At 38.7% G+C, this 20,460-nt stretch carries 17 protein-coding genes; 12 read left to right on the top strand and 5 right to left on the bottom strand.

Annotated elements, in window-relative coordinates; translation table 11 throughout:
• Window position 1: 1 nt before the first annotated feature.
• Window positions 2–1,222 (bottom strand): choice-of-anchor B family protein, encoded by a 1,221-nt coding sequence (locus JM81_RS12355; RefSeq protein ID WP_144803844.1) that lies wholly within the window; start codon window positions 1,220–1,222, stop codon window positions 2–4.
• Window positions 1,223–1,362: 140 nt separating this feature from the next.
• On the opposite strand from JM81_RS12355, the gene JM81_RS12350 reads away from it, so the two are divergent.
• Together JM81_RS12350 and thiL are read left to right on the top strand one after the other, a co-directional pair.
• Window positions 1,363–2,820 carry a Gfo/Idh/MocA family protein gene (locus tag JM81_RS12350; protein WP_089258528.1) on the top strand — a complete coding sequence of 486 codons (1,458 nt, stop codon included), beginning with the start codon at window positions 1,363–1,365 and terminating at the stop codon, window positions 2,818–2,820.
• 100 nt (window positions 2,821–2,920) lie between these two features.
• Window positions 2,921–3,964 carry a thiamine-phosphate kinase gene (gene thiL / locus JM81_RS12345; RefSeq protein ID WP_089258526.1) on the top strand — a complete coding sequence of 348 codons (1,044 nt, stop codon included), beginning with the start codon at window positions 2,921–2,923 and terminating at the stop codon, window positions 3,962–3,964.
• A gap of 7 nt (window positions 3,965–3,971) precedes the next feature.
• On the opposite strand, the gene JM81_RS12340 is transcribed toward thiL, so the two are convergent.
• Window positions 3,972–4,190: a hypothetical protein gene (locus tag JM81_RS12340; protein ID WP_089258524.1), complete on the bottom strand. Its 219-nt coding sequence runs from the start codon at window positions 4,188–4,190 to the stop codon at window positions 3,972–3,974.
• Window positions 4,191–4,441: 251 nt separating this feature from the next.
• Between JM81_RS12340 and JM81_RS12335 the strand changes: the two genes are divergently transcribed.
• Window positions 4,442–5,725 (top strand): branched-chain amino acid transport system II carrier protein, encoded by a 1,284-nt coding sequence (locus tag JM81_RS12335; RefSeq protein WP_144803842.1) that lies wholly within the window; start codon window positions 4,442–4,444, stop codon window positions 5,723–5,725.
• Here the strand turns inward: JM81_RS12335 and JM81_RS12330 are convergent, their stop codons facing one another.
• Window positions 5,726–7,105, bottom strand: a complete 1,380-nt coding sequence (locus JM81_RS12330) for a glycoside hydrolase family 140 protein (protein ID WP_186435571.1) — start codon at window positions 7,103–7,105, stop codon at window positions 5,726–5,728. It abuts the gene before it with no gap.
• 198 nt (window positions 7,106–7,303) lie between these two features.
• Here JM81_RS12330 and JM81_RS12325 point away from each other — a divergent pair, with 198 nt between their 5' ends.
• Window positions 7,304–7,927 carry a fasciclin domain-containing protein gene (locus JM81_RS12325; protein WP_144803838.1) on the top strand — a complete coding sequence of 208 codons (624 nt, stop codon included), beginning with the start codon at window positions 7,304–7,306 and terminating at the stop codon, window positions 7,925–7,927.
• Between the two features lie 55 nt (window positions 7,928–7,982).
• Here the strand turns inward: JM81_RS12325 and JM81_RS12320 are convergent, their stop codons facing one another.
• Window positions 7,983–8,753: an exodeoxyribonuclease III gene (locus tag JM81_RS12320; RefSeq protein ID WP_144803836.1), complete on the bottom strand. Its 771-nt coding sequence runs from the start codon at window positions 8,751–8,753 to the stop codon at window positions 7,983–7,985.
• Between the two features lie 9 nt (window positions 8,754–8,762).
• On the bottom strand, window positions 8,763–10,055 hold the full coding sequence (locus JM81_RS12315) for an aminopeptidase P family protein (RefSeq protein ID WP_144803834.1): 1,293 nt from the start codon (window positions 10,053–10,055) through the stop codon (window positions 8,763–8,765).
• A gap of 147 nt (window positions 10,056–10,202) precedes the next feature.
• On the opposite strand from JM81_RS12315, the gene JM81_RS12310 reads away from it, so the two are divergent.
• From JM81_RS12310 to JM81_RS12275, 8 genes are all read left to right on the top strand, one after another.
• Window positions 10,203–11,654, top strand: a complete 1,452-nt coding sequence (locus tag JM81_RS12310; RefSeq protein WP_089258514.1) for a M20/M25/M40 family metallo-hydrolase — start codon at window positions 10,203–10,205, stop codon at window positions 11,652–11,654.
• A 17-nt stretch (window positions 11,655–11,671) separates the two neighbouring features.
• Window positions 11,672–13,384: a M28 family peptidase gene (locus JM81_RS12305; protein ID WP_144803832.1), complete on the top strand. Its 1,713-nt coding sequence runs from the start codon at window positions 11,672–11,674 to the stop codon at window positions 13,382–13,384.
• Window positions 13,385–13,463: 79 nt separating this feature from the next.
• Window positions 13,464–16,310, top strand: a complete 2,847-nt coding sequence (locus tag JM81_RS12300; RefSeq protein ID WP_144803831.1) for a VPS10 domain-containing protein — start codon at window positions 13,464–13,466, stop codon at window positions 16,308–16,310.
• A 4-nt stretch (window positions 16,311–16,314) separates the two neighbouring features.
• Window positions 16,315–16,653 carry a cupin domain-containing protein gene (locus tag JM81_RS12295; protein WP_144803829.1) on the top strand — a complete coding sequence of 113 codons (339 nt, stop codon included), beginning with the start codon at window positions 16,315–16,317 and terminating at the stop codon, window positions 16,651–16,653.
• Window positions 16,654–16,668: 15 nt separating this feature from the next.
• The gene (locus JM81_RS12290; RefSeq protein WP_144803827.1) at window positions 16,669–17,058 is read left to right on the top strand and encodes a DUF2721 domain-containing protein; all 390 of its coding nucleotides are present in this window, start codon (window positions 16,669–16,671) and stop codon (window positions 17,056–17,058) included.
• Window positions 17,059–17,145: 87 nt separating this feature from the next.
• Entirely contained in the window at window positions 17,146–17,580 is a 435-nt protein-coding gene (locus JM81_RS12285; protein WP_144803825.1) for a hypothetical protein, read from the top strand.
• Between the two features lie 165 nt (window positions 17,581–17,745).
• A complete protein-coding gene (locus JM81_RS12280) occupies window positions 17,746–18,423 on the top strand; it encodes a succinate dehydrogenase cytochrome b subunit (protein ID WP_144803823.1) in 678 nt (225 codons plus the stop codon).
• A gap of 12 nt (window positions 18,424–18,435) precedes the next feature.
• The gene (locus tag JM81_RS12275) at window positions 18,436–20,451 is read left to right on the top strand and encodes a fumarate reductase/succinate dehydrogenase flavoprotein subunit (protein ID WP_144803821.1); all 2,016 of its coding nucleotides are present in this window, start codon (window positions 18,436–18,438) and stop codon (window positions 20,449–20,451) included.
• Window positions 20,452–20,460: the final 9 nt, after the last annotated feature.

Genomic DNA, 20,460 nt, shown 5'->3' with positions numbered 1-20,460 from the left:
TTCACTCAGATTTTTTAATGATAAAAAGTCCGCCATCAATATCACTGACAATAACATTTCCACTTTCAAAATAGGGATAAACACTCCACACACCAGAGAACTGGGTGTTATCATTTGCCGGGTAGGTATCAAAAAAAGCCTCTTCAGTAATTACCTTGTCCCCTATATTGGTTATGTTCAACACACGGACTCCGGCAGTGTAATTAGCTAGAAAAAATTCGTTCCCCAAAACATATCCATTATGGTCTATAGCACTTGTAGGACCTAAATAGGTGTGGTGCAAAACAGGATTTTCCAAGTCCGCCATATCAAAAATCAAAGTTCTGGTGTTAAAACCTTGACGGATTTCATCCAATTCATCTCCTAAAATAAAATACCGCTGGTCATCTGTAAACCACCCTTGGTGGGTATAACCAATATTTGGGTAAGGCAAAGTAGCCAATGTCAAAGGGGAATTTTTATTGCTAATATCTACTATAACAACTTGATCTTCATTAGCCCCAACAAATAGTTCCGCACCTTGATAGTCAGTATCTGGACCACTATACGTAATGACCTGTGCATCATGAGTATACCCGTTAACACCCCACCCACCGGCCGTCAGAGGGGCAATTGGATTTTGAAGATCAAGAAAATGTACGCCACCATTGTAGTCATCGTCCCTATCTGTACCCACAGGAAAGGCAAATCCAGAGGAGGGATTGATTACGATATTATGAGCATTACCAATACCGGTATAATTACCATCTGCAATAAACGTTAAGGGAAGATTATTTACTCCCCTAAGTTTTTTAAGGTCGAACACTTGAACACCATGATTATCGGCCTCGGCAACGATGTAGGCATAATCTCCATAAACCTTTACATCTCTCCAAGAACTTGCACTGGTAGCAGTGGGCAATTTTCCCAGATAAGTTGGGTTTTCGGCATCCGTAATATCTATAAAAGCTGTACCATTATCCAAACCCATAATTGCGTATTCCTTTCCTGTCTCAACATCTGTCCACCCCCAAATATCATTGCCCGAAGCCGCCTGCATCGTTTCCAAACTAATATTGGCCAAAAAATCATACCCATTACAAGGGTATATTCCCGCCATACCGTTTTCACAAGGTATGGATGTAGGTGTAACAACATCGGGTACATTATTCTCAATAGGCTCATTATCAGAAGAGCACCCAAAAAACCCAAAAAATGTTAAAAGATAAAGAACCTTTTTCATGCAATTAATTTAAAATCAATACTTAAAGATACTAATTGCATTTTATGAAAAATCATAAAACTGAATTGAGCTCCATATAATTGCTATAATTAAATTATCTTGATGATCAAATCAACTAACAACAAAAACAAGTTTACCTTATGTCAAACAAAAAGACACACATTAAAAAAAGTTCGCGCAGAAAATTCATGAAAAATACCGGTATGGCCGCAGCCGGATTCATGATCGTACCTAGACATGTATTGGGCGGAACAGGGTTTATTGCGCCAAGCGATAAACTGAATATTGCCGGTATTGGCGCAGGTGGCAAAGGACAAAGTGATATTGCTTCGTTTGCAGAAAGTCCAAATGTCAATATTGTATCATTATGCGATGTAGATGATAGACAGGCCGTTAAATCTAGAGAAGCTTTTCCCAAGGCCAGTTACTATAATGATTTTAGGGAAATGTTAGAGAAGGAAGGCAGTAATATTGATGCCGTTTCCGTTTCTACACCAGACCATAACCATGCGGTGGCAGCATACCAAGCAATGGCAATGGGCAAGCATGTATATGTTCAAAAACCGTTGACCCATGATATTTGGGAAGCCAGAATGCTTACCGAAGCTGCAAAAAAATTCAAGGTGGTAACCCAAATGGGAAACCAGGGCGGTTCCGGAGATGGGGTCCGTAAAATGAAGGAGATTTATGATACAGGTATTATAGGTGATGTCCATACCGTAAAATGTTGGACCAATAGGGCAATTTGGCCCCAAGCGTTGCAGACACCTACCAAAAAAGATAGAATACCTAAAGGTCTAAATTGGGACCTTTGGCTAGGCACTGCAGCAATGCGCGATTATAATGATGCGTATTTACCGTTTGATTGGAGAGGGTGGTCGGATTTTGGTACGGGTGCCTTAGGTGATATGGCATGCCATATCATGGACCCCGTTTATAGAATTTTACCTATTCTTTATCCGGATACCGTAGAGTGTAGTGTATCGGATTCGTTCAAAGGGAATTTTGAATATAAGGATTATCCAAAAAGTTTTCCAAATTCCAGCAAAATCCATCTTAGCTATCCAAGAACCGATGGCAAAGGCAAAATAAAGGTTACTTGGATGGATGGCGGACTTCTTCCTGAGCGCCCAGAGGAACTAGGGGATGATGAAGCCTTAGGTAATTGGGATGGCGGCGTGCTATTTATAGGTACTAAAGGAAAACTAATGGCAGATTGTTATGGTGCCAACCCAAGGTTATTGCCATTAAGTCTCAACGAACAGTTTGAAGTAGAGCAAACCATTGCCCGTGTACCGGAAGGCCATTATTTACAATGGGTAAATGCATGTATGGCAGGGTATGGCAATGCAGAAACCAGCTCCTCCTTTGACTATGCCGGTCCGTTTACGGAAAGTATTTTAATTGGTAATTTAGCATTGAAATCATACTTTGAAGTAGACCCTACCGTGGAAAACCAAAGCTTTTGGGGCGGAGGCAAGCAATATTATGGAAGAAAACGCTTACAGTGGGATGCAGCAAATATGAAGATCACCAATTTTGAACCGGCCAATAAATATGTAAAAAGAACCTATAGGGAAGGGTACTCCTTAGGCTAGACCGTTAATTTGCATCTAATTGATTTTAATAATGAACCGGGGCACAAATGCCCCGGTTTTTTTTGGTTTTTATCTTGTATTTACTTCTTAAATTTGCAGCATGCTAGAAAACAAAGACCAAGAAAGAACATCACTGGAAAAATTAGGGGAATTTGGCTTAATTGAACATCTTACCAAGGATTTCAAGATTTCCCGGAAGTCAACCATTAAGGGTATAGGCGATGATGCTACCGTGTTAGATTTCAAGGACAAAAAAACTGTGATCAGTACCGATCTATTAATTGAAGGTGTGCATTTTGACCTCAGCTATATGCCGTTAAAACATTTAGGGTATAAAGCGGTCATGGTAAATTTATCCGATATCTATGCAATGAACGCAACGGCTACACAAATAACCGTATCCATTGCGGTGTCCAATAGATTTCCTTTAGAAGCCCTGGAAGAATTATATGCCGGTATTGCCACGGCCTGTAAAATGTACAATGTAGATCTAGTGGGCGGGGATACCACGTCTTCAAAGACAGGGTTGCTCATTAGTGTAACGGCCATAGGAGAAGCGGAAGAATCTAGCCTTGCCTACCGCTCCGGTGCCAAACCTAATGACCTTTTGGTCGTAACGGGAGATTTAGGTGCAGCCTATATGGGACTACAGGTCTTAGAACGGGAAAAAGAAGTATTTAAGGTAAACCCCAATAGCCAACCCGATCTAGAGCCCTATTCTTATATTGTTGAACGGCAGTTAAAGCCTGAAGCACGAAAAGACATTCCAGATCTCCTTAAAAAATTAAAGGTTCATCCTACCAGCATGATCGATATTAGCGACGGACTATCATCTGAAATATTGCATTTAAGCAAAAGTAGTGGCCTAGGTATAGATTTATATGAAGATAAGATTCCACTTGACCCAACTGTAATATCTGCCTGTGAGGAATTTAAAATGGATAGTACCTTGGTAGCCTTAAGTGGAGGCGAAGATTATGAATTGCTGTTTACCATAGACCAAAAAGAATTCCCAAAAATAAAGGGCAATCCTAATTTTACCGTTGTGGGGCATACGACGGGAGAAAATGAAGGTGCTTTCTTAATTTCCAGGAATAATACAAAAATTCCATTGACCGCTCAGGGCTGGAACTCTTTTGCGTAAAATAGTGCTATGCTACTTGTTGTGTAGCGGTATGCCTTCTCTGGTAAATACGCTCTAATGTCCTATTGATATCCTGTAATTCTGGAGTTAAACTAGAAAGGTTGCCACTTACATCTGTAGTAACTTGTTTTTGGCAATGAATACACTTGTACTCTTTAATGTGGGAGGTCACTTTTTTAGAAATGGAGTAATGATGGCCGAAAATGTTGCAGAATAATTTTTTCATGCTGTAGGTTTTTTGGTGCAAAGGTTACAATCTGGGTAATCTAAAATATGCGGTTTATAATTAGGTTTACTAGTAAGAAATTGACATAAGTTTAATTTCTTAATGTTAATGTACTGTATATTAAAGAACTGCACCACTATTTGTTGTGAGTCTGACCTATCCTGTTGTCAACCTTCTTTTTTTTGGTGTCTTGAATCATCAAAATCCTTGGCAGGTCTGTTATTTAATAAACTTTCACTTAAATTGCATCTATGTTTAAAAAGAAGGAAACCCTTGTAACCGCCTTTGCCCTATTCTCCCTTTTTTTTGGGGCGGGCAACCTAATTTTACCCCCATTATTGGGCTTTAATTCTGGAAATCAATGGCTCATAGTAACTATAGGTTTTGGATTATCTGCCGTAGTGATACCCGTATTAGGTATTTTGGCACATGCAAAATTACAGGGAACACTTATAGATTTTGGCAATAAGGTGTCACCTTTGTTCAGCTTGATCTATGCATTTTTCATTTATTCAATTGCGATAGCCCTCCCTAGCCCTAGAACAGCTTCCGTTACACACGAAATGGCTATACAGCCCTATTGGGAAATTTCTTCTTGGTATACCAGTAGTATTTATTTTGGCCTGGTCTTACTATTTGCTTTAAACCGTTCCAAAATTTTGAACATACTGGGCAAGATTTTAACCCCTGCAATAATCATTATCTTGCTATTGGTCATTGGAATAACGATTTTTTCATTTCCGTTTGAATTTGGGAGTACAACAATTGAAAGCCCCTTTACCAACGGTATTTTGGAAGGCTACCAAACCTTTGATGCCATTGGCGCCGTAGTCGTGGGTGGGGTCATTATCATATCTATCAATCTAAAATATGTTCATGCAAGGTATGATGAAAAGAAAACATTGATTAGGAACGCTGCCTGGTTTGCCGGTTTATCGCTGTTCTTGATTTATATGGGATTAATTCTTTCCGGGGCATTGTCACATACGGTTTTTAACGCGGAGACCACTAGGACAGAAATCTTATCTGGCCTTGCAAAACAGAGTTTGGGGAATATTGGTAATTTGTTCTTGAGTATATTGGTTGGTTTGGCGTGCTTTACCACAGCGGTCGGTATAGTGACCGGCACGGCAGATTATGTAGCATCAAGGTTTAAGGAATCTAAAACGGCTTATACCCTTATGGCAATTATTGGTAGTGTGTTGGGGGTGCTCATGGGTCAGTTTAACGTTGGGTATATCATTGCGGTTGCCGTACCCTCATTAATGTTCATTTATCCATTAACAATAATCCTGATTCTTTTAAATGTACTCCCTGATAAATATGCTGCACCTTTTGTCTTCAAAATGGTGACGGTTACCACCATACTATTTAGTATACCTGATTTCTTGGGTAGTATAAGTGCATTAGCACCAGCAGCAGATACATTTTCATGGATTCCCCTGCAGCAATATAGTTTGGGCTGGGTGCTACCTGCTTTGGCTGTGTTCGTAGGTTCCAATATTATACTTTCAACAAAAAATAAATCAATCTAGTTATTTCAGTTGTTCCAACACTAATATCCAATCGTTTCCATCTTTACTACTTCCTGGCGGGTCAAAGGTTTTAGTTCCTATATAAGTGAAAGTGCCTATAAAATTATATTCCCCATTTCTAGGATTATACCAAGATGCATTTATCTTTTCCCCAACAATTACCCCCATACGCACCTTGATATCCTTTCCGTTGTAAGTATAGATAAAAGCATAGTCCTTTCCTCTTGTAGCAATTTGATAGTCATATTTTCTACCTTCATTGCCAACCAATAACTGTTGATCAGGGACTCTATCCAGAATAGGTTTTGAAAGCATTAGTTTTTTTAAATATTGCATCTGGTTTGCCCCATCCGCATTAAGTGCTTCTGTCCAAAATTCCCTTGCACCATAAGCAGGGGATTTATCACCTGGTTTATGCATTTGCATTACGGCATTATGGCCATAAGTAAACCCAAATCCACCTGCAAAAACGGACCAGTAGGCATATCTTCTTACATCATCCGCAGTCCAAAAAGGTTCTGAAGGATCGTGTAAACCTTGGGGTATACTTTCGTATGCAGGTTCACCATCTATGGTTGGTTTTAATGGCTTTAATTTAAAATCGTCATTTACATACTTGTAATTATCTTGTCCATATCCAAATTCCGGGTCTTCCTGATCATAACGTCTATGCCCAGATTGAAACATATTGAAATCTAACCAATCTTCATTATGAAACCATGTTGAAGATTTCATTCTGCCAAAAGGGTGAAAAGTAACTAACTTGTCCGGATTGTTCTCTTTATAAATAGTGCCCATTGCATTCCACTTTTCCAAGTTTTCATTACCCTTGGTATCCCCACCATTAAGCCATATTATGTTGGACTTTTCTTTATATCTATCAGAAACCCATTTTGCGTAGAATTTTGCATCTTCTAAACTAATAGCACCATTATTAAAATTAGTCCCCCAAACAGGTACTAAAGCCATATAAAGTCCTTTTTGTTCCGCTAAATCTATTATATAGTCAACATGATCCCAAAAATCATATTCAGCTTCATTTTCAAATTCGGAACCTGCTACGGTTAATGGGAGTGATATATTACTATCAACCAATGCTGCATCTCCATAATAGTTCTTTACATCAAGACTATGTAAAACCATAACCTGTATTACATTATATCCTTTTGCAAGCCTGTCATCTAAATATAGATTTGCCTCTTCCCTACTTAATTTAGAGAAAAGCAACCATGCAGTATCCCCTAACCAAAAGAATGGCTCATTATCTGCACTAACAAGGAATCTATGATTTTCGGATATTGACAATTGGGGCAATTCTGTCGTTTTAGTCTGTGGGAATAACAGAAAAGGCAGGAATAGAAAAAAGTATATACTCTTCATTAGTATAATATTTAAAGATGCAATAGCTGGTTTTTTTGTCATTGAGCTCATAGAAAGCTATAGATATTATGTTCTAAAGTACAACGCTAAATTTCCTTGTCCTAGGCATTAATGATTCAACTATTAAAATTAATAGAAGATAAAACCAAACCTCATGTATAATGGTTGCGTAAGTAGTGTGTACTAAAAAATAAAACTATGAAAATTTCAAAAACTATTACCCTTGCTACTTTAGCTTTAACAGTTGGCCTAAGTGCATCATCCTTTGCTCAAGACGGAACAATGAAAATGAGGAAGGATAAAAAAATGACAAAGATGGAAAATAAAATGATGATGGAAACCAAAATAGTAGGCGGGGCAGAAATGTATCCGGATAAAAACATTATTGAAAATGCAGTGAATTCAAAAGACCATACAACGCTAGTTGCAGCCGTAAAAGCAGCTGGTTTAGTGGAAACATTACAAAGTGAAGGTCCATTTACCGTATTTGCACCTACTAATGCCGCTTTTGATAAGTTACCAAAAGGTACTGTTGAAACATTATTAATGGCTGAAAACAAGACTAAATTACAATCTGTATTGACTTACCATGTTGTTGCTGGAAAAATGAGTGCTATGGATTTAGTTATGATGATTAAAAAAGGTAAAGGAAAAACTGAGTTAACAACCGTAAATGGTGGCACATTAACTGCTATGTTAAAAGGGAAAAATGTAGTATTAAAAGATGAAGCCGGTAACATGTCTATGGTGACTATTGCAGATGTAAATCAATCAAATGGAGTAATTCATGTCGTTGATAGCGTGGTTTTACCGGGAATGTAAGAATAAAAATTCCCCATATGATAAACGGCCCTTAAATATGGGCCGTTTTTTAATTTTAAAACTCTATTTCCAAACTAATAGGGCAATGGTCACTCCCCAAAATATGATCATGTATCTCTGCAGATTTCACTTTGTCCCAAATAGATTCGCTGATTAAAAAATAGTCTAAGCGCCAACCAACATTTCTACCTCGTGCACCACCGCGCATACTCCAAAATGTATACTTATTAAACGTGGTAGGATGCAATTTCCTAAAACTATCCACTAAATTGAGTTCTTTCAACATATGGTCAAATCCGTCTATTTCCACTTGGGTAAACCCAGATGTTTTATTGTAATTGCTTTTTGGGTTTGCCAAATCGTTTGCGGTATGTGCCACATTAAAATCTCCTGTAATGATTAAAGGTTTGGTCGTTGAAAGTCCTTTAAGGTAGTTGGTAAAATCTTTATCCCACTCTGCCCTGTAATTCAATCTTTTTAGGCCGTTTCCACTATTAGGAATATAAACGTTGACCAAATGAAATTCATCAAACTCTGTATGTGAAATTCTTCCTTCCAAATCATGGACCTCAACTCCCATTTTACCAGAAAATGAAACAGGTGTGCTTTTGGTCAAAATACCGGTACCGGAATATCCTTTTCTTTCTGCACTGTTTGTATAAAGTTTGTAGTCCTGAATATTCTTTAAAGCTTCTACTACTTGATCATCTTGAGCCTTAGTTTCTTGGATACAGAAAACATCTGCATCAAATTCTGCTATAACATTCTCAAAGTCTTTTTTAACGGCAGCTCTAATTCCGTTTACATTCCATGATACTAATTTCATTGTATAGTTTTAAGCGTTCATCAACTCCTCAATTTCATCGGCCTTAATTGGAATATTCGCCATTAGATTAAAAGGCTCCCCTTTTTCCTGAATAACCACATCATCCTCCAAACGTATACCCATATTTTCCGCAGGTATGTAAATACCCGGCTCTACCGTAAATACCATATTTGCCTTCATAGGTGTTTTTAAAGCACCATAATCATGTGTATTCAACCCTATATGGTGACTGGTACCGTGCATAAAGTATTTTTTATATGCAGGCCATTCCGGATTTTCGTTTTGTACATCGGCCTTGTCCAAAAGACCTAGACCTAATAACTCAGAAGTCATGATCTTTCCACATTCCTTATGATATTCTGCCCATAACGTACCGGGAACCAGCATTTTTGTCGCCTCATTTTTAACTCGTAATACAGCGTTATAAACCTCCTTTTGGCGTTTCGTGAATTTACCGTTTACCGGTATGGTTCTAGTTAAGTCACTTGAATAATTTGCATATTCCGCGGCTACGTCCATTAAAATTAAATCACCGTCCTTACAGGGCTTATTGTTCTCCAAATAGTGCAGCACATTAGCATTGTTTCCAGAGGCAATAATAGGTGGATAGGCAAAACCTTTAGAGCGGTTACTTATAAATTCATGCACCAATTCCGCTTCAATTTCATATTCCATAACCCCTGGTTTTACAAAGCCAAGTAATCTACGGAAACCCTTTTCTGTTATGTTACAGGCGGTTTGCATAAGTTCTAATTCTTCAGGTTCTTTTATTCCTCTTATTTCCTGAAGGATAGGATTACTCTTTGCAACTTTGTGCGCAGGGTATTCTTGCTTACATTTTTCTATAAAGCGGTCCTCACGCGTTTGTGTTTCTACCGCTTGTCTGTAATGTTCGTTCGTATTAAAATATACTGTTTCCGCCTCGGTCATTAGGTCAAAGAATATCTTGTCAAACTCTTGTAACCAACATATGGTTTCTATGCCTGATACCTCGGTCGCCTTTTCCTTGGTCAATTTTGCACCTTCCCAAATAGCAATATGTTCATTGGTTTCACGAACAAAAAGTATTTCCCGATGCTTTTCGTTGATGGCATCCGGGAACAAAACAAGAATGGTTTCTTCTTGATCGGCACCGGACAGATAAAATATATCCCTATGCTGTTCAAAAGGTAAAACGCTATCCGCTCCTATAGGATAAATATCATTGGAATTAAAAACGGCTAAGCTTTTAGGCTGCATACGGTCCATAAACTTTTTGCGGTTCTTTATAAAAAGGGAATTGGGAATTTGATCGTATTTCATGTATTTAAATTTTGACATAAAATTACACAATATGTGGTGTTTCCTTAGAAAATAGGGCGTATAATTATAAAATTAACAAGATCCTAACCCCACTTTCTTAGCAACAAATTGGCTAACTTGTACACTTCAACCAAATACAAACAACTCATGAAAAAAATTGCTTACCTATTAATTGGTGCGCTATGTCTACAAGCGTGTTCAGAAACCAAAAAAGAAGAATCCCAAGCAGAATTATTTGCACGGATAGATGCTGAAATTAAGTCAAACTCAAAAGGTTACAGCACCTTAAAGGAAGCCTCTGAAACTATAGGACATCGCCTAACAGGTTCTACAAATGGTGCCAAGGCAGAAGAATATACATATAACAAGTTCAAGGAATACGGTTTTGAGGACGTGGTTTATCAAACTTTTGAAGTAGAGGCATGGGCAAGAGGAGAGGTTTCTTTACAAATCAATGATGAGGATGTTAAGGTAGTTACTTTGGGCCATGCACCTATAGAATCCCATGTAACAGGCGATATTGTTGATATGGGCAATGGTTTGGAAGCAGACTACGCCGCAAATCCAGATGCGGTAAAAGGTAAAATTTCCTTGGTCTATATTTCTATTTTACCGGATAGTGAAGAGGGTTTGACCAATTTACACCGAAGTGAAAAAACCGCTTTGGCCATAAAATACGGAGCTATTGGCATAATTATCATTAATCAGGTTGATAATGGTGTTCTTTTGACCGGTACCGCATCGGTTACTGGAGAATTGATACCAATTCCTGCAGTGTGTATTGGCAAGGAGGACGGCATGGCTTTAAAGGAAACCTTGAAATCCAAAAAAGCGACCGCTAAAATAGATATGACCAATACCAGTGATGTCATTAAAGCAAGAAATGTTGTAGCTACCTTACCGGGTACAGAAATTCCGCAGGAAGAAATTGTAATTGGTGGTCATTTGGATTCATGGGATCTGGCTACTGGCGCCATCGATAATGGTATAGGTTCATTTGCAGTATTGGATATTGCAAGGGCATTCAAGGCTAATGATCTCCATCCTAAAAGAACCGTGAAATTTGTAATGTTCATGGGAGAAGAGCAGGGTCTACTTGGATCTAAATATTTAGTGGAACAGGCTATTGAAAACAACACCATTGAGAACATTAAATATATGATGAACTTGGATATGTCCGGTAACCCAATTGGTATGAATGCTGGCGGAAAATTGGATAATGAACAATTTTTTAAAGATCTGGGAACAGCCATTCAACAGCAGGATACCATTTATCAGAACACATTCTCTAACCGTTCCGGTCTTCATAGTGACCACCAACCTTTTATGTTAGAAGGGGTACCCATTTTATCCGTACATAGTAATTTAGACCGTTCCATATATGGTTGTTACCATTCTGATTGTGACGATTTTAATTTGGTCAATGAGGACCATATGCAAAATACCGCCCGTTTTGGAACCATGATGCTTTACGCACTTGCCGATGCAGAACAATTACCCGCTACAAAAATGGATAGTGAAACGACCAAGGAGTTTATGATCAAAAATAATCTTAAGGAGAAATTGATCATTGGCAATGAATGGAAATGGGAAGAATAACATTGCGTAAAATTAGCATGAAACAAGGTTTGCTGTTGCTGGTGCTCTATGGTACCCTTTTAAGCGGATGCGCCCAAGATATTCAAGAAAAATCTATTGATTATTATGGTCTGGTAAGACAACATTTTACCGGAAAGACCGCATTTGCCACAACGGATTATGTAGAAGATTACTGGCGCGTGGTAGGAAACACCGGCTTCAACAATACTATTTATTTGTTAGCGGACAGCTTACAGGCCGCAGGATATGTCTTAGAGGAAAATGCTGAAGAAGGTGACCGATTAACGTACAGAATTGAAAGACGGCCAATGGACCACCAGACTTGGGAACCCATAAGCGCTTCATTACACATTGTAGGAGAGGATACGCCCTTGTTACATGCGGATACAAACCGAAATATGACCTATTTATATTCTGCCTCTACGCCCAAGGAAGGTATAAGTGCAGAAGTGGTCTGGATAAAATCCATGCACGACCTAACATCGGTTTCCCTAAAAAACAAAGTGGTTTTTGCGGAAATGAACGGACGGCAATTGTATAAAGCTGCCATAAAAAAAGGTGCCTTGGGTATGCTAACGTATGACAATCCAAGCTATTTACAACCAGAGAAAAACACTACTTCCATTCAGTTTAGAAGTCTACCTTCTCAAAGTGATCCTGATTTTTGGGGCATTGCTTTATCCTATGAAGCAAAAGAGAAACTGGTTGCCAAACTTACAAAAGGAACTACTAAAGTTGTAGCACATATACAGACCAAAAAATACCCTTCCGAAGAACTAACCATTGTAGCGGATATTAAAGGTGGTACTTTGCCCAACGAACGTTTGGTATATAGTGCACATATTCAAGAACCCGGCGCAAATGATAACGCAACAGGAGTTGGCGCCCAATTAGAAATGGCCATGATAGCCGCAAAATTGGTTTCCGAAGGCAAAATAGAGTTACAAAGAACCATGACCTTTCTATGGGGAGATGAAATTATTTCTACCCGAAGGTATATTGAAGAAAATCCCGATCGTGCAGAAGGCATAAAATGGGGAATAAGCTTGGATATGGTTGGTGAAAACACGACCGTTACGGGAGGCACCTTCTTAATTGAAAAAATGCCCGATCCTAGTGCAATATGGACCCGCGGAAACGATAAACATAGTGAATGGGGCGGCGAAGTATTGAGCATGGAGGAAATGCGGCCCCATTACCTTAATGACTTTATCATAACCACTTTTAAGGAACAGGGGAAATTTGCAAATTGGGTAGTAGAAACCAATCCTTTTGAAGGAGGAAGTGACCATACACCATTTTTAAATGCCAACATTCCTGGGCTATTGCTATGGCACTTTACGGATCAATTTTATCATACGGACAATGATCGTATTGACAAGGTATCCCAAAAAACCTTAAAAAATGTAGGTACGGCAGCCTTGGTCAGTGGTTTAAAATTGGTGAATGCTGAATCTGGTTTTGCTTTGGAGCAAATTGCTACTTTAGAAAAAAAAGCCCTTCTACGTTTACAGGATGAATATGATTTGAGTGTATCCGCAATTGAAAAAGGGGGAAACCCTGCCGAACAACTATCAATTTTAACCGCGTGGAAAGATTGGTATATAGGGGCCCTGCTTTCTACCCAAGATGTTTTAAGCAATACTTCCTTAACTAAAAAACAACTTAACGGTGCTAAAGCAAAAATTGAGAAAAAATATGAAGAGAAGAAAAAACAATTAGTAAAGTAATCAGAATAACCATATTGCACACCAATTGTCAAGCTATAAACAAATTCTTACCTTACCATCACAATAGAACATCTATAACATGAAAAAAGTTTGTTTTCTACTCCTAGCAGGGGTTTCCTTTGCCACAGCCCAAATACAGCCTACAACATCCAGTAACGTTGTAGAGGCACTTTCACAAAAAAAAATAATGGATGAAAATTCCTTGGTGAAACACATTTCCCTAAAAAACATAGGTCCTACAATAATGAGCGGCCGTGTTGTAGATTTAGCCGTGAACGAAGACAACCCAACAGAGTATTATGTAGCCTATGCATCTGGTGGTTTATGGTATACCTACAATAACGGTACTTCGTTTACCCCGGTTATGGACGGCACACAAACCCAAAATTTAGGGGATATTGCCGTGCATTGGGCCAGTGGTACCATTTATGCGGGAACAGGAGAAAACAATGCTTCCCGTTCTTCTTATGCCGGTATTGGTATTCTGAAATCTACGGACCATGGTAAAACCTGGCAGCATATGGGTCTGGAAGATTCCCATCATATTGGTAGAATTTTGGTGAATCCTAATAATGAAAATGAGGTTATTGTTGGCGTTGCCGGGCATCTTTATTCCCCAAACGAAGAACGTGGAATATATAAAACAAGTGACGGAGGCAAAACATGGCAAAAAACCTTATTCATTAATAATGATACAGGTGTCATTGATGTCGCCTACGCGCCAAACAACTTTAATATTCAATATGCAGCTGCTTGGCAGAAAGATAGAAAAGCATGGGATTTCATAGGAAATGGGGATGGTTCCGGTATTTACAAAAGTACGGATGCCGGTGCTACCTGGAAAAAGGTTTCAATACCTGATAGTGGTTTTCCAACAGGTAATGGAGTAGGAAGAATAGGACTGGCCGTATATGATGAAAATACGGTTTATGCCGTCCACGACAATCAATTTAGAAGAAATAGTACCAAAGAGAAAAAAGCAAAGCAGGAAGGATTAACAAAAGAAGATTTCAAAACGCTTTCCAAAGATCAATTCTTGAACTTGAACGATAAAGACTTGAACGAATTTTTAAAAACGAACAACTTTCATGAAAAATATAGGGCGGCCAACGTAAAGCAGATGGTACGCAGTAACGCCGTTAAACCAGCTGACTTGGCATTGTATCTGGAAGATGCGAATGCAATGCTTTTTGATACACCGGTTATAGGTGCAGAAGTTTATAAAAGTAATGATGCCGGAAAAACGTGGAAAAAACAGAACGAGGATTATATAGATGACCTTTTCTATAGTTATGGTTATTATTTTGCCCAAATATCAGTAGACCCAAATAACGTAGATGCTATTTACTTATCCGGAGTTCCTATCATTGCATCTAAGGATGGCGGAAAAACCTACACCTCTATAAATGGGGACAATGTTCATTCTGACCATCATGCACTATGGATAAATCCTAAATTAAAAGGACATTTGATTAATGGAAATGACGGTGGGGTCAATACCACTTATGATGATGGCGCACATTGGATCAAAAATAATACGCCCTCCGTTGGTCAATTTTATGCCATAGCGGTAGACCAAGAAGAACCTTATAACGTGTATGGTGGCTTACAGGATAATGGAGTATGGATGGGCCCTCATAATGCCGAGGAAAACACTTCATGGCACCAAGAAGGTCAGTACCCTTGGAAATCAATTATGGGCGGTGACGGCATGCAGGTAGAAATAGACAATAGAAATGCCAATATTGTTTATACGGGATATCAATTTGGGAATTATTTTAGAATAAACCTAGAAACAAACAAGAACACATATATACAGCCCAAACATGAATTGGGGGAAAGTCCTTACAGGTTCAACTGGCAGTCCCCTATCCTACTTTCTGCACACAACCAGGATATAGTATATCTGGGCGGTAATAAATTACATAGGTCATTAAACCAAGGTGATGATTGGGAAACCATTTCGGGAGATTTGACCAAGGGCGGCAAAAAAGGTAATGTTGCCTTTGGCACTTTAACGACCATTAGTGAATCTCCTTTTAAATTTGGACTTTTATATACCGGTAGTGATGATGGATTAATTCAAAGAAGTGACAATGGTGGTGGTAGTTGGACGGTCGTTTCCAAGTCTTTGCCTCAAAATTTATGGGTTAGTAGAGTTGTAGCATCAAAACATAATCAAAATAGGGTTTACGCTACGTTGAACGGATATCGGTCAGATGATTTTACGGCCTATATCTACGTTAGTGAAGACAAGGGAGCCACTTGGAAAAGCATTGCCAATGGCGTTCCCAATGCCCCCGTAAATGTATTGGTTGAAGATCCCGAGAACGAAAACCTATTGTTTATAGGCACAGATAATGGCCTATATCTTTCATTGGACCAAGGCGCAACGTGGAATTCGTTTCAAAATGGTATGCCCTATGTTGCCGTACATGACCTTGTCATTCAACCCAAGGAGAAACATTTATTGGTGGGCACCCATGGCAGAAGTATCTACAAAGCAGATATTGCGTCCATAGAAAAAATGACCCCGGATGTATTAAACAAAAAATTACACCTTTTTAATGTCGAAAATATTAAACATTCTAGAAGATGGGGTAATTCTTGGAGCACTTGGTCAAAACCGAATACACCTGGTCTGGACATTACCTTCTATTCTGGAACAGAGGATGTTTATCGCGCAACAATTAAATCATCTGATGGGGTAACCGTTAGCGAAACGGAAATTGCCGCGGACAAAGGTTTAAATGTATTGTCCTATGATCTGGCCTTTTCCAAGATCGGAAAATTGAATTATTTGAAAAAACACAAAACCGAACTAAAGCAAGCAGATGATGGCAAAACTTATTTGCCCAAAGGCACTTATACCATTATACTTAAAGGTGACGCAAGCACAGGTGAGGTTAATTTTGATATAGAATAATAACATGAAATTAGTTGATTGGAATACCCTTCCTGATTTGGGTGTTAGCCATAACCCGGACATTAAAAAACGCACCTTGATAGGAAAGGATGAAATTCCACGATTAATGATGTACGGAACGGCAACATTCAAGTCTGGCCAACGTGTAGAACTTCATAAACACGACACTATGTATGAGGTATTCCACATACAATCCGGCAAGGCAATATTTACTGTTTCGGGAAAAGAATATGAATTGGGACCGGGCATGTGCATAACCATAGAACCTGGTGAAATGCATGGGCAAAACAATCCCTTCAATGAAGATGTAAGTTGGGTATATTTTGGAATAGCAACGGATTAATTTGAATATTTACACATGGAACTTACATTAGGAATACCCGCTTTGCTCTTTCCTGCCATCTCATTGACCATGTTGGCCTATAATGCAAGGTATTTGGCTATAGCGGCACTTATAAGACAATTACATAAGAAATACCAAGAAACCGCATCTGCATCCATTGGGCTACAGGTCAAAAAATTACGAAAAAGATTGACCATCATTAAAAATATGCAGGCCACGGCAATATTTAGCTTTCTCCTGGCCGTTATTACCATGGCCCTTATTTTTTTCAATATAGAAATCGCGGCTAATGTGGTCTTTGGAATTAGTCTGCTCTCATTGATCGCATCTTTAGTACTAAGTTTTGTTGAGGTACAATTGTCTACAAAGGCATTGTCCATTCAACTGAAGGATATGGAAAAATAACAAAATTAACTGCGTTCATGTATTTGTAGGCTCTACTATGTACCAATCATAAAATATCAATATATTTAACCCTTTTGCCCTCTGTTTATGAAGCGTGTAAAAGAGCATAATATATATAATTCCATACGGGAAATTAGGGAATTTGATTTTGGTGTTTTCTATTTTTTTACGGGAGGAATCATTATTTCCGAAATGAACGAAGGAGTACTTTTTAAATGGAAAGATGCCTTAAAAATAGTACTTGCGGCAGAAGAAATTTATGGTTTGGAAATTCCTATTATATATGTGGCCAACCGTATCAATAGTTATTATGTTGTACCTTCTAATTGGGTCATGTTCTATAAGAACAGGACCAAGATGGCCCATTATGGGGTAGTGGGCCAAACAAGGGGCAGTTTTGCCAGTATTTTACTTGAAAAGCTGTTTTTTAAAAATTCAATAGCTAAATTTAAAAATTTGGACCAAGCCATAACTTGGGCAAAAAATATTTCTGAAAAGGCATTATGGCCAGATAAGGGATGACCTTTTTTGTTCAACATTTTTTGGTTTGAACGACCCTTAGCACATTCAAATCTTAAACATCGATAAAATTGATTTTAAAATCAATCTAAATAGATATACTAAACCCTTTGAAAACTTGTTAATAACTTGCTTGTGATGTAAATTCGCATATAAAATTAACAACTAATGGGCAGATTTTTTAAATCTTCGATTGGTAGAAAGTACGCAATGGCACTTTCTGCTTTCTTTTTAATGTTTTTTCTACTTCAGCATTTTGCAATTAATATTTTATCGGTTTTCAGTCCAGATGCTTTTAACGAAGCATCACATTTCATGGGTACGTTTTGGGCCGTTCAATATATATTGCAACCAATTCTGATTTTTGGTGTTGTGTATCACTTCGTCATGGGTTTTATACTGGAAGCCAAAAACAGGGGTGCTCGGGTAAAAAAATATGCAAAAAACAACGGTGCGGCCAATTCATCTTGGATGAGCCGAAATATGATCTATAGCGGTTTGGCTATATTGGCGTTTTTGGTATTGCATTTTATTGATTTCTGGATACCTGAGATCAATACTAAGTATATTCAAGGCGATATGTCTGGATTGCTTGGGGATGGTGATGGATTTCGCTATTATGAAGAGCTGGTGCATAAATTTGTCAATCCACTAAGGGTAGGCGCCTATGTAGTGGCATTTATTTTCCTTTCGCTTCATCTTATGCACGGTTTTAGTTCTGCATTTCAATCTGCGGGCGCTACTAGTATGAGAAAAGAAAAACTACAATTGTTTGGGAAAGCTTACGCAATCTTAATTCCGTTAGGATTTATTTTCATTGCACTTTTTCATCATTTTAATCATTAATACCTATTACTTATGTCTGTATTAGACTCAAAAGTACCTAAAGGTCCGTTGAAAACGAAATGGACCGATTATAAGAACAAGATAAATTTGGTGAACCCTGCCAACAAAAGAAACATTGATGTTATTGTTGTAGGTACAGGATTAGCCGGGGGTTCAGCTTCAGCTACTTTAGCGGAATTAGGGTATAACGTAAAAACATTCTGTTACCAAGATTCTCCTAGAAGAGCACATTCCATTGCTGCTCAGGGTGGAATCAACGCGGCTAAAAATTATCAAGGTGATGGTGATTCTACGTACCGCTTATTTTATGACACGGTTAAAGGTGGAGATTACCGATCAAGAGAGGCCAATGTTTATAGATTGGCCGAGGTTTCCGCAAATATTATTGACCAATGTGTTGCACAAGGGGTTCCCTTTGCACGTGATTATGGCGGCCTTTTAGATAACCGCTCATTTGGTGGTGTATTGGTTTCAAGAACTTTTTACGCCAAAGGACAAACCGGACAACAATTGCTATTGGGTGCCTATTCTGCGATGAACAGACAGATTGCCCGAGGTAAAATTACCCCGTTCAACCGTCATGAAATGCTGGATGTTGTAAAGGTAGACGGCAAGGCTCGTGGTATTATTGCCCGTAACCTGGTTACCGGTGAAATTGAGCGCCATTCCGCACATGCGGTCGTTATAGCATCCGGTGGATATGGAAATGTCTATTTCTTATCGACCAATGCCATGGGGTCTAACGCTACGGCTGCTTGGAAAATTCATAAAAAAGGAGCGTTTTTCGCCAACCCTTGCTATACTCAAATTCACCCTACCTGTATTCCACGTTCAGGAGATTATCAGTCCAAACTAACTTTAATGTCTGAATCTTTACGTAACGATGGTCGTATTTGGGTTCCAAAAAGTTTGGACGATGTGAAGGCCATACGCGAGGGCAAGAAAAAACCAACGGATTTATCCGAAGACGAAAGGGATTATTACTTGGAACGTCGTTATCCTGCATTTGGTAACCTAGTTCCCCGTGATGTAGCCTCAAGAGCTGCCAAAGAACGTTGTGATGCCGGTTATGGTGTAAATGCTACAGGAGAGGCGGTATATTTGGATTTTGCTTCAGCGATCGAGCGTTATGGTAAAGAGCAGGCAAAAATCCATAACATTACAAATGCATCCGCAGATAAAATCTATGAATTGGGTGCTGCTATAGTGAAGGCCAAATATGGCAACCTTTTTCAAATGTATGAGAAAATCGTAGATCAAGATCCATACAAGACACCAATGATGATTTATCCTGCGGTACATTATACCATGGGCGGTGTATGGGTAGACTATAATTTAATGACTACAGTAGAAGGCTTATATTGTATAGGAGAGGCAAACTTCTCCGATCATGGAGCAAATAGACTGGGCGCCTCTGCATTAATGCAAGGTTTGGCCGATGGTTATTTTGTATTGCCCTACACAATAGGCGATTATTTATCGCATGAGATAAGAACTGGTAAAATTTCGACGGACAGCCCAGAATTTGATGCTGCGGAAAAAGAAGTAAAGGAAAAAATAAACTTCTTTATCAATAACAAAGGATCGCACTCAGTAGATTACTACCATAAGAAATTAGGTAAGATCATGTGGGATAAATGTGGTATGTCTAGAAATGCGGAAGGATTAAAAGAAGCCATGGCTGAAATTAAGGCACTTCGCGAGGATTTTTATAAAAACGTGAGTGTTCCCGGAAATGCAAATGAATTGAACGCAGAACTTGAAAAGGCCGGCCGTGTTGCAGATTTCCTAGAACTTGGTGAGCTATTTGCCAAGGATGCATTGGTAAGGGAAGAATCATGTGGAGGTCACTTCAGGGAAGAGTCCGTAGAAATTGGTGGCGAACAAGCAGGTGAGGCTAAACGTAACGATGTGGATTTCGCATTCGTTTCCGCTTGGGAATATAAAGGGGAACCTGCTGATGCAGTCCTGCATAAGGAGCAACTGGAATTCAATGAAATTGAATTAAAACAAAGAAGTTATAAATAAATAGTATTG

The sequence above is a fragment of the Maribacter sp. MAR_2009_72 genome (assembly GCF_007827235.1).
Lineage (GTDB): Bacteria > Bacteroidota > Bacteroidia > Flavobacteriales > Flavobacteriaceae > Maribacter > Maribacter sedimenticola.
Note: the sequence above shows the minus strand (reverse complement) of the source record. Positions and strands in the feature narration are given on the sequence as shown.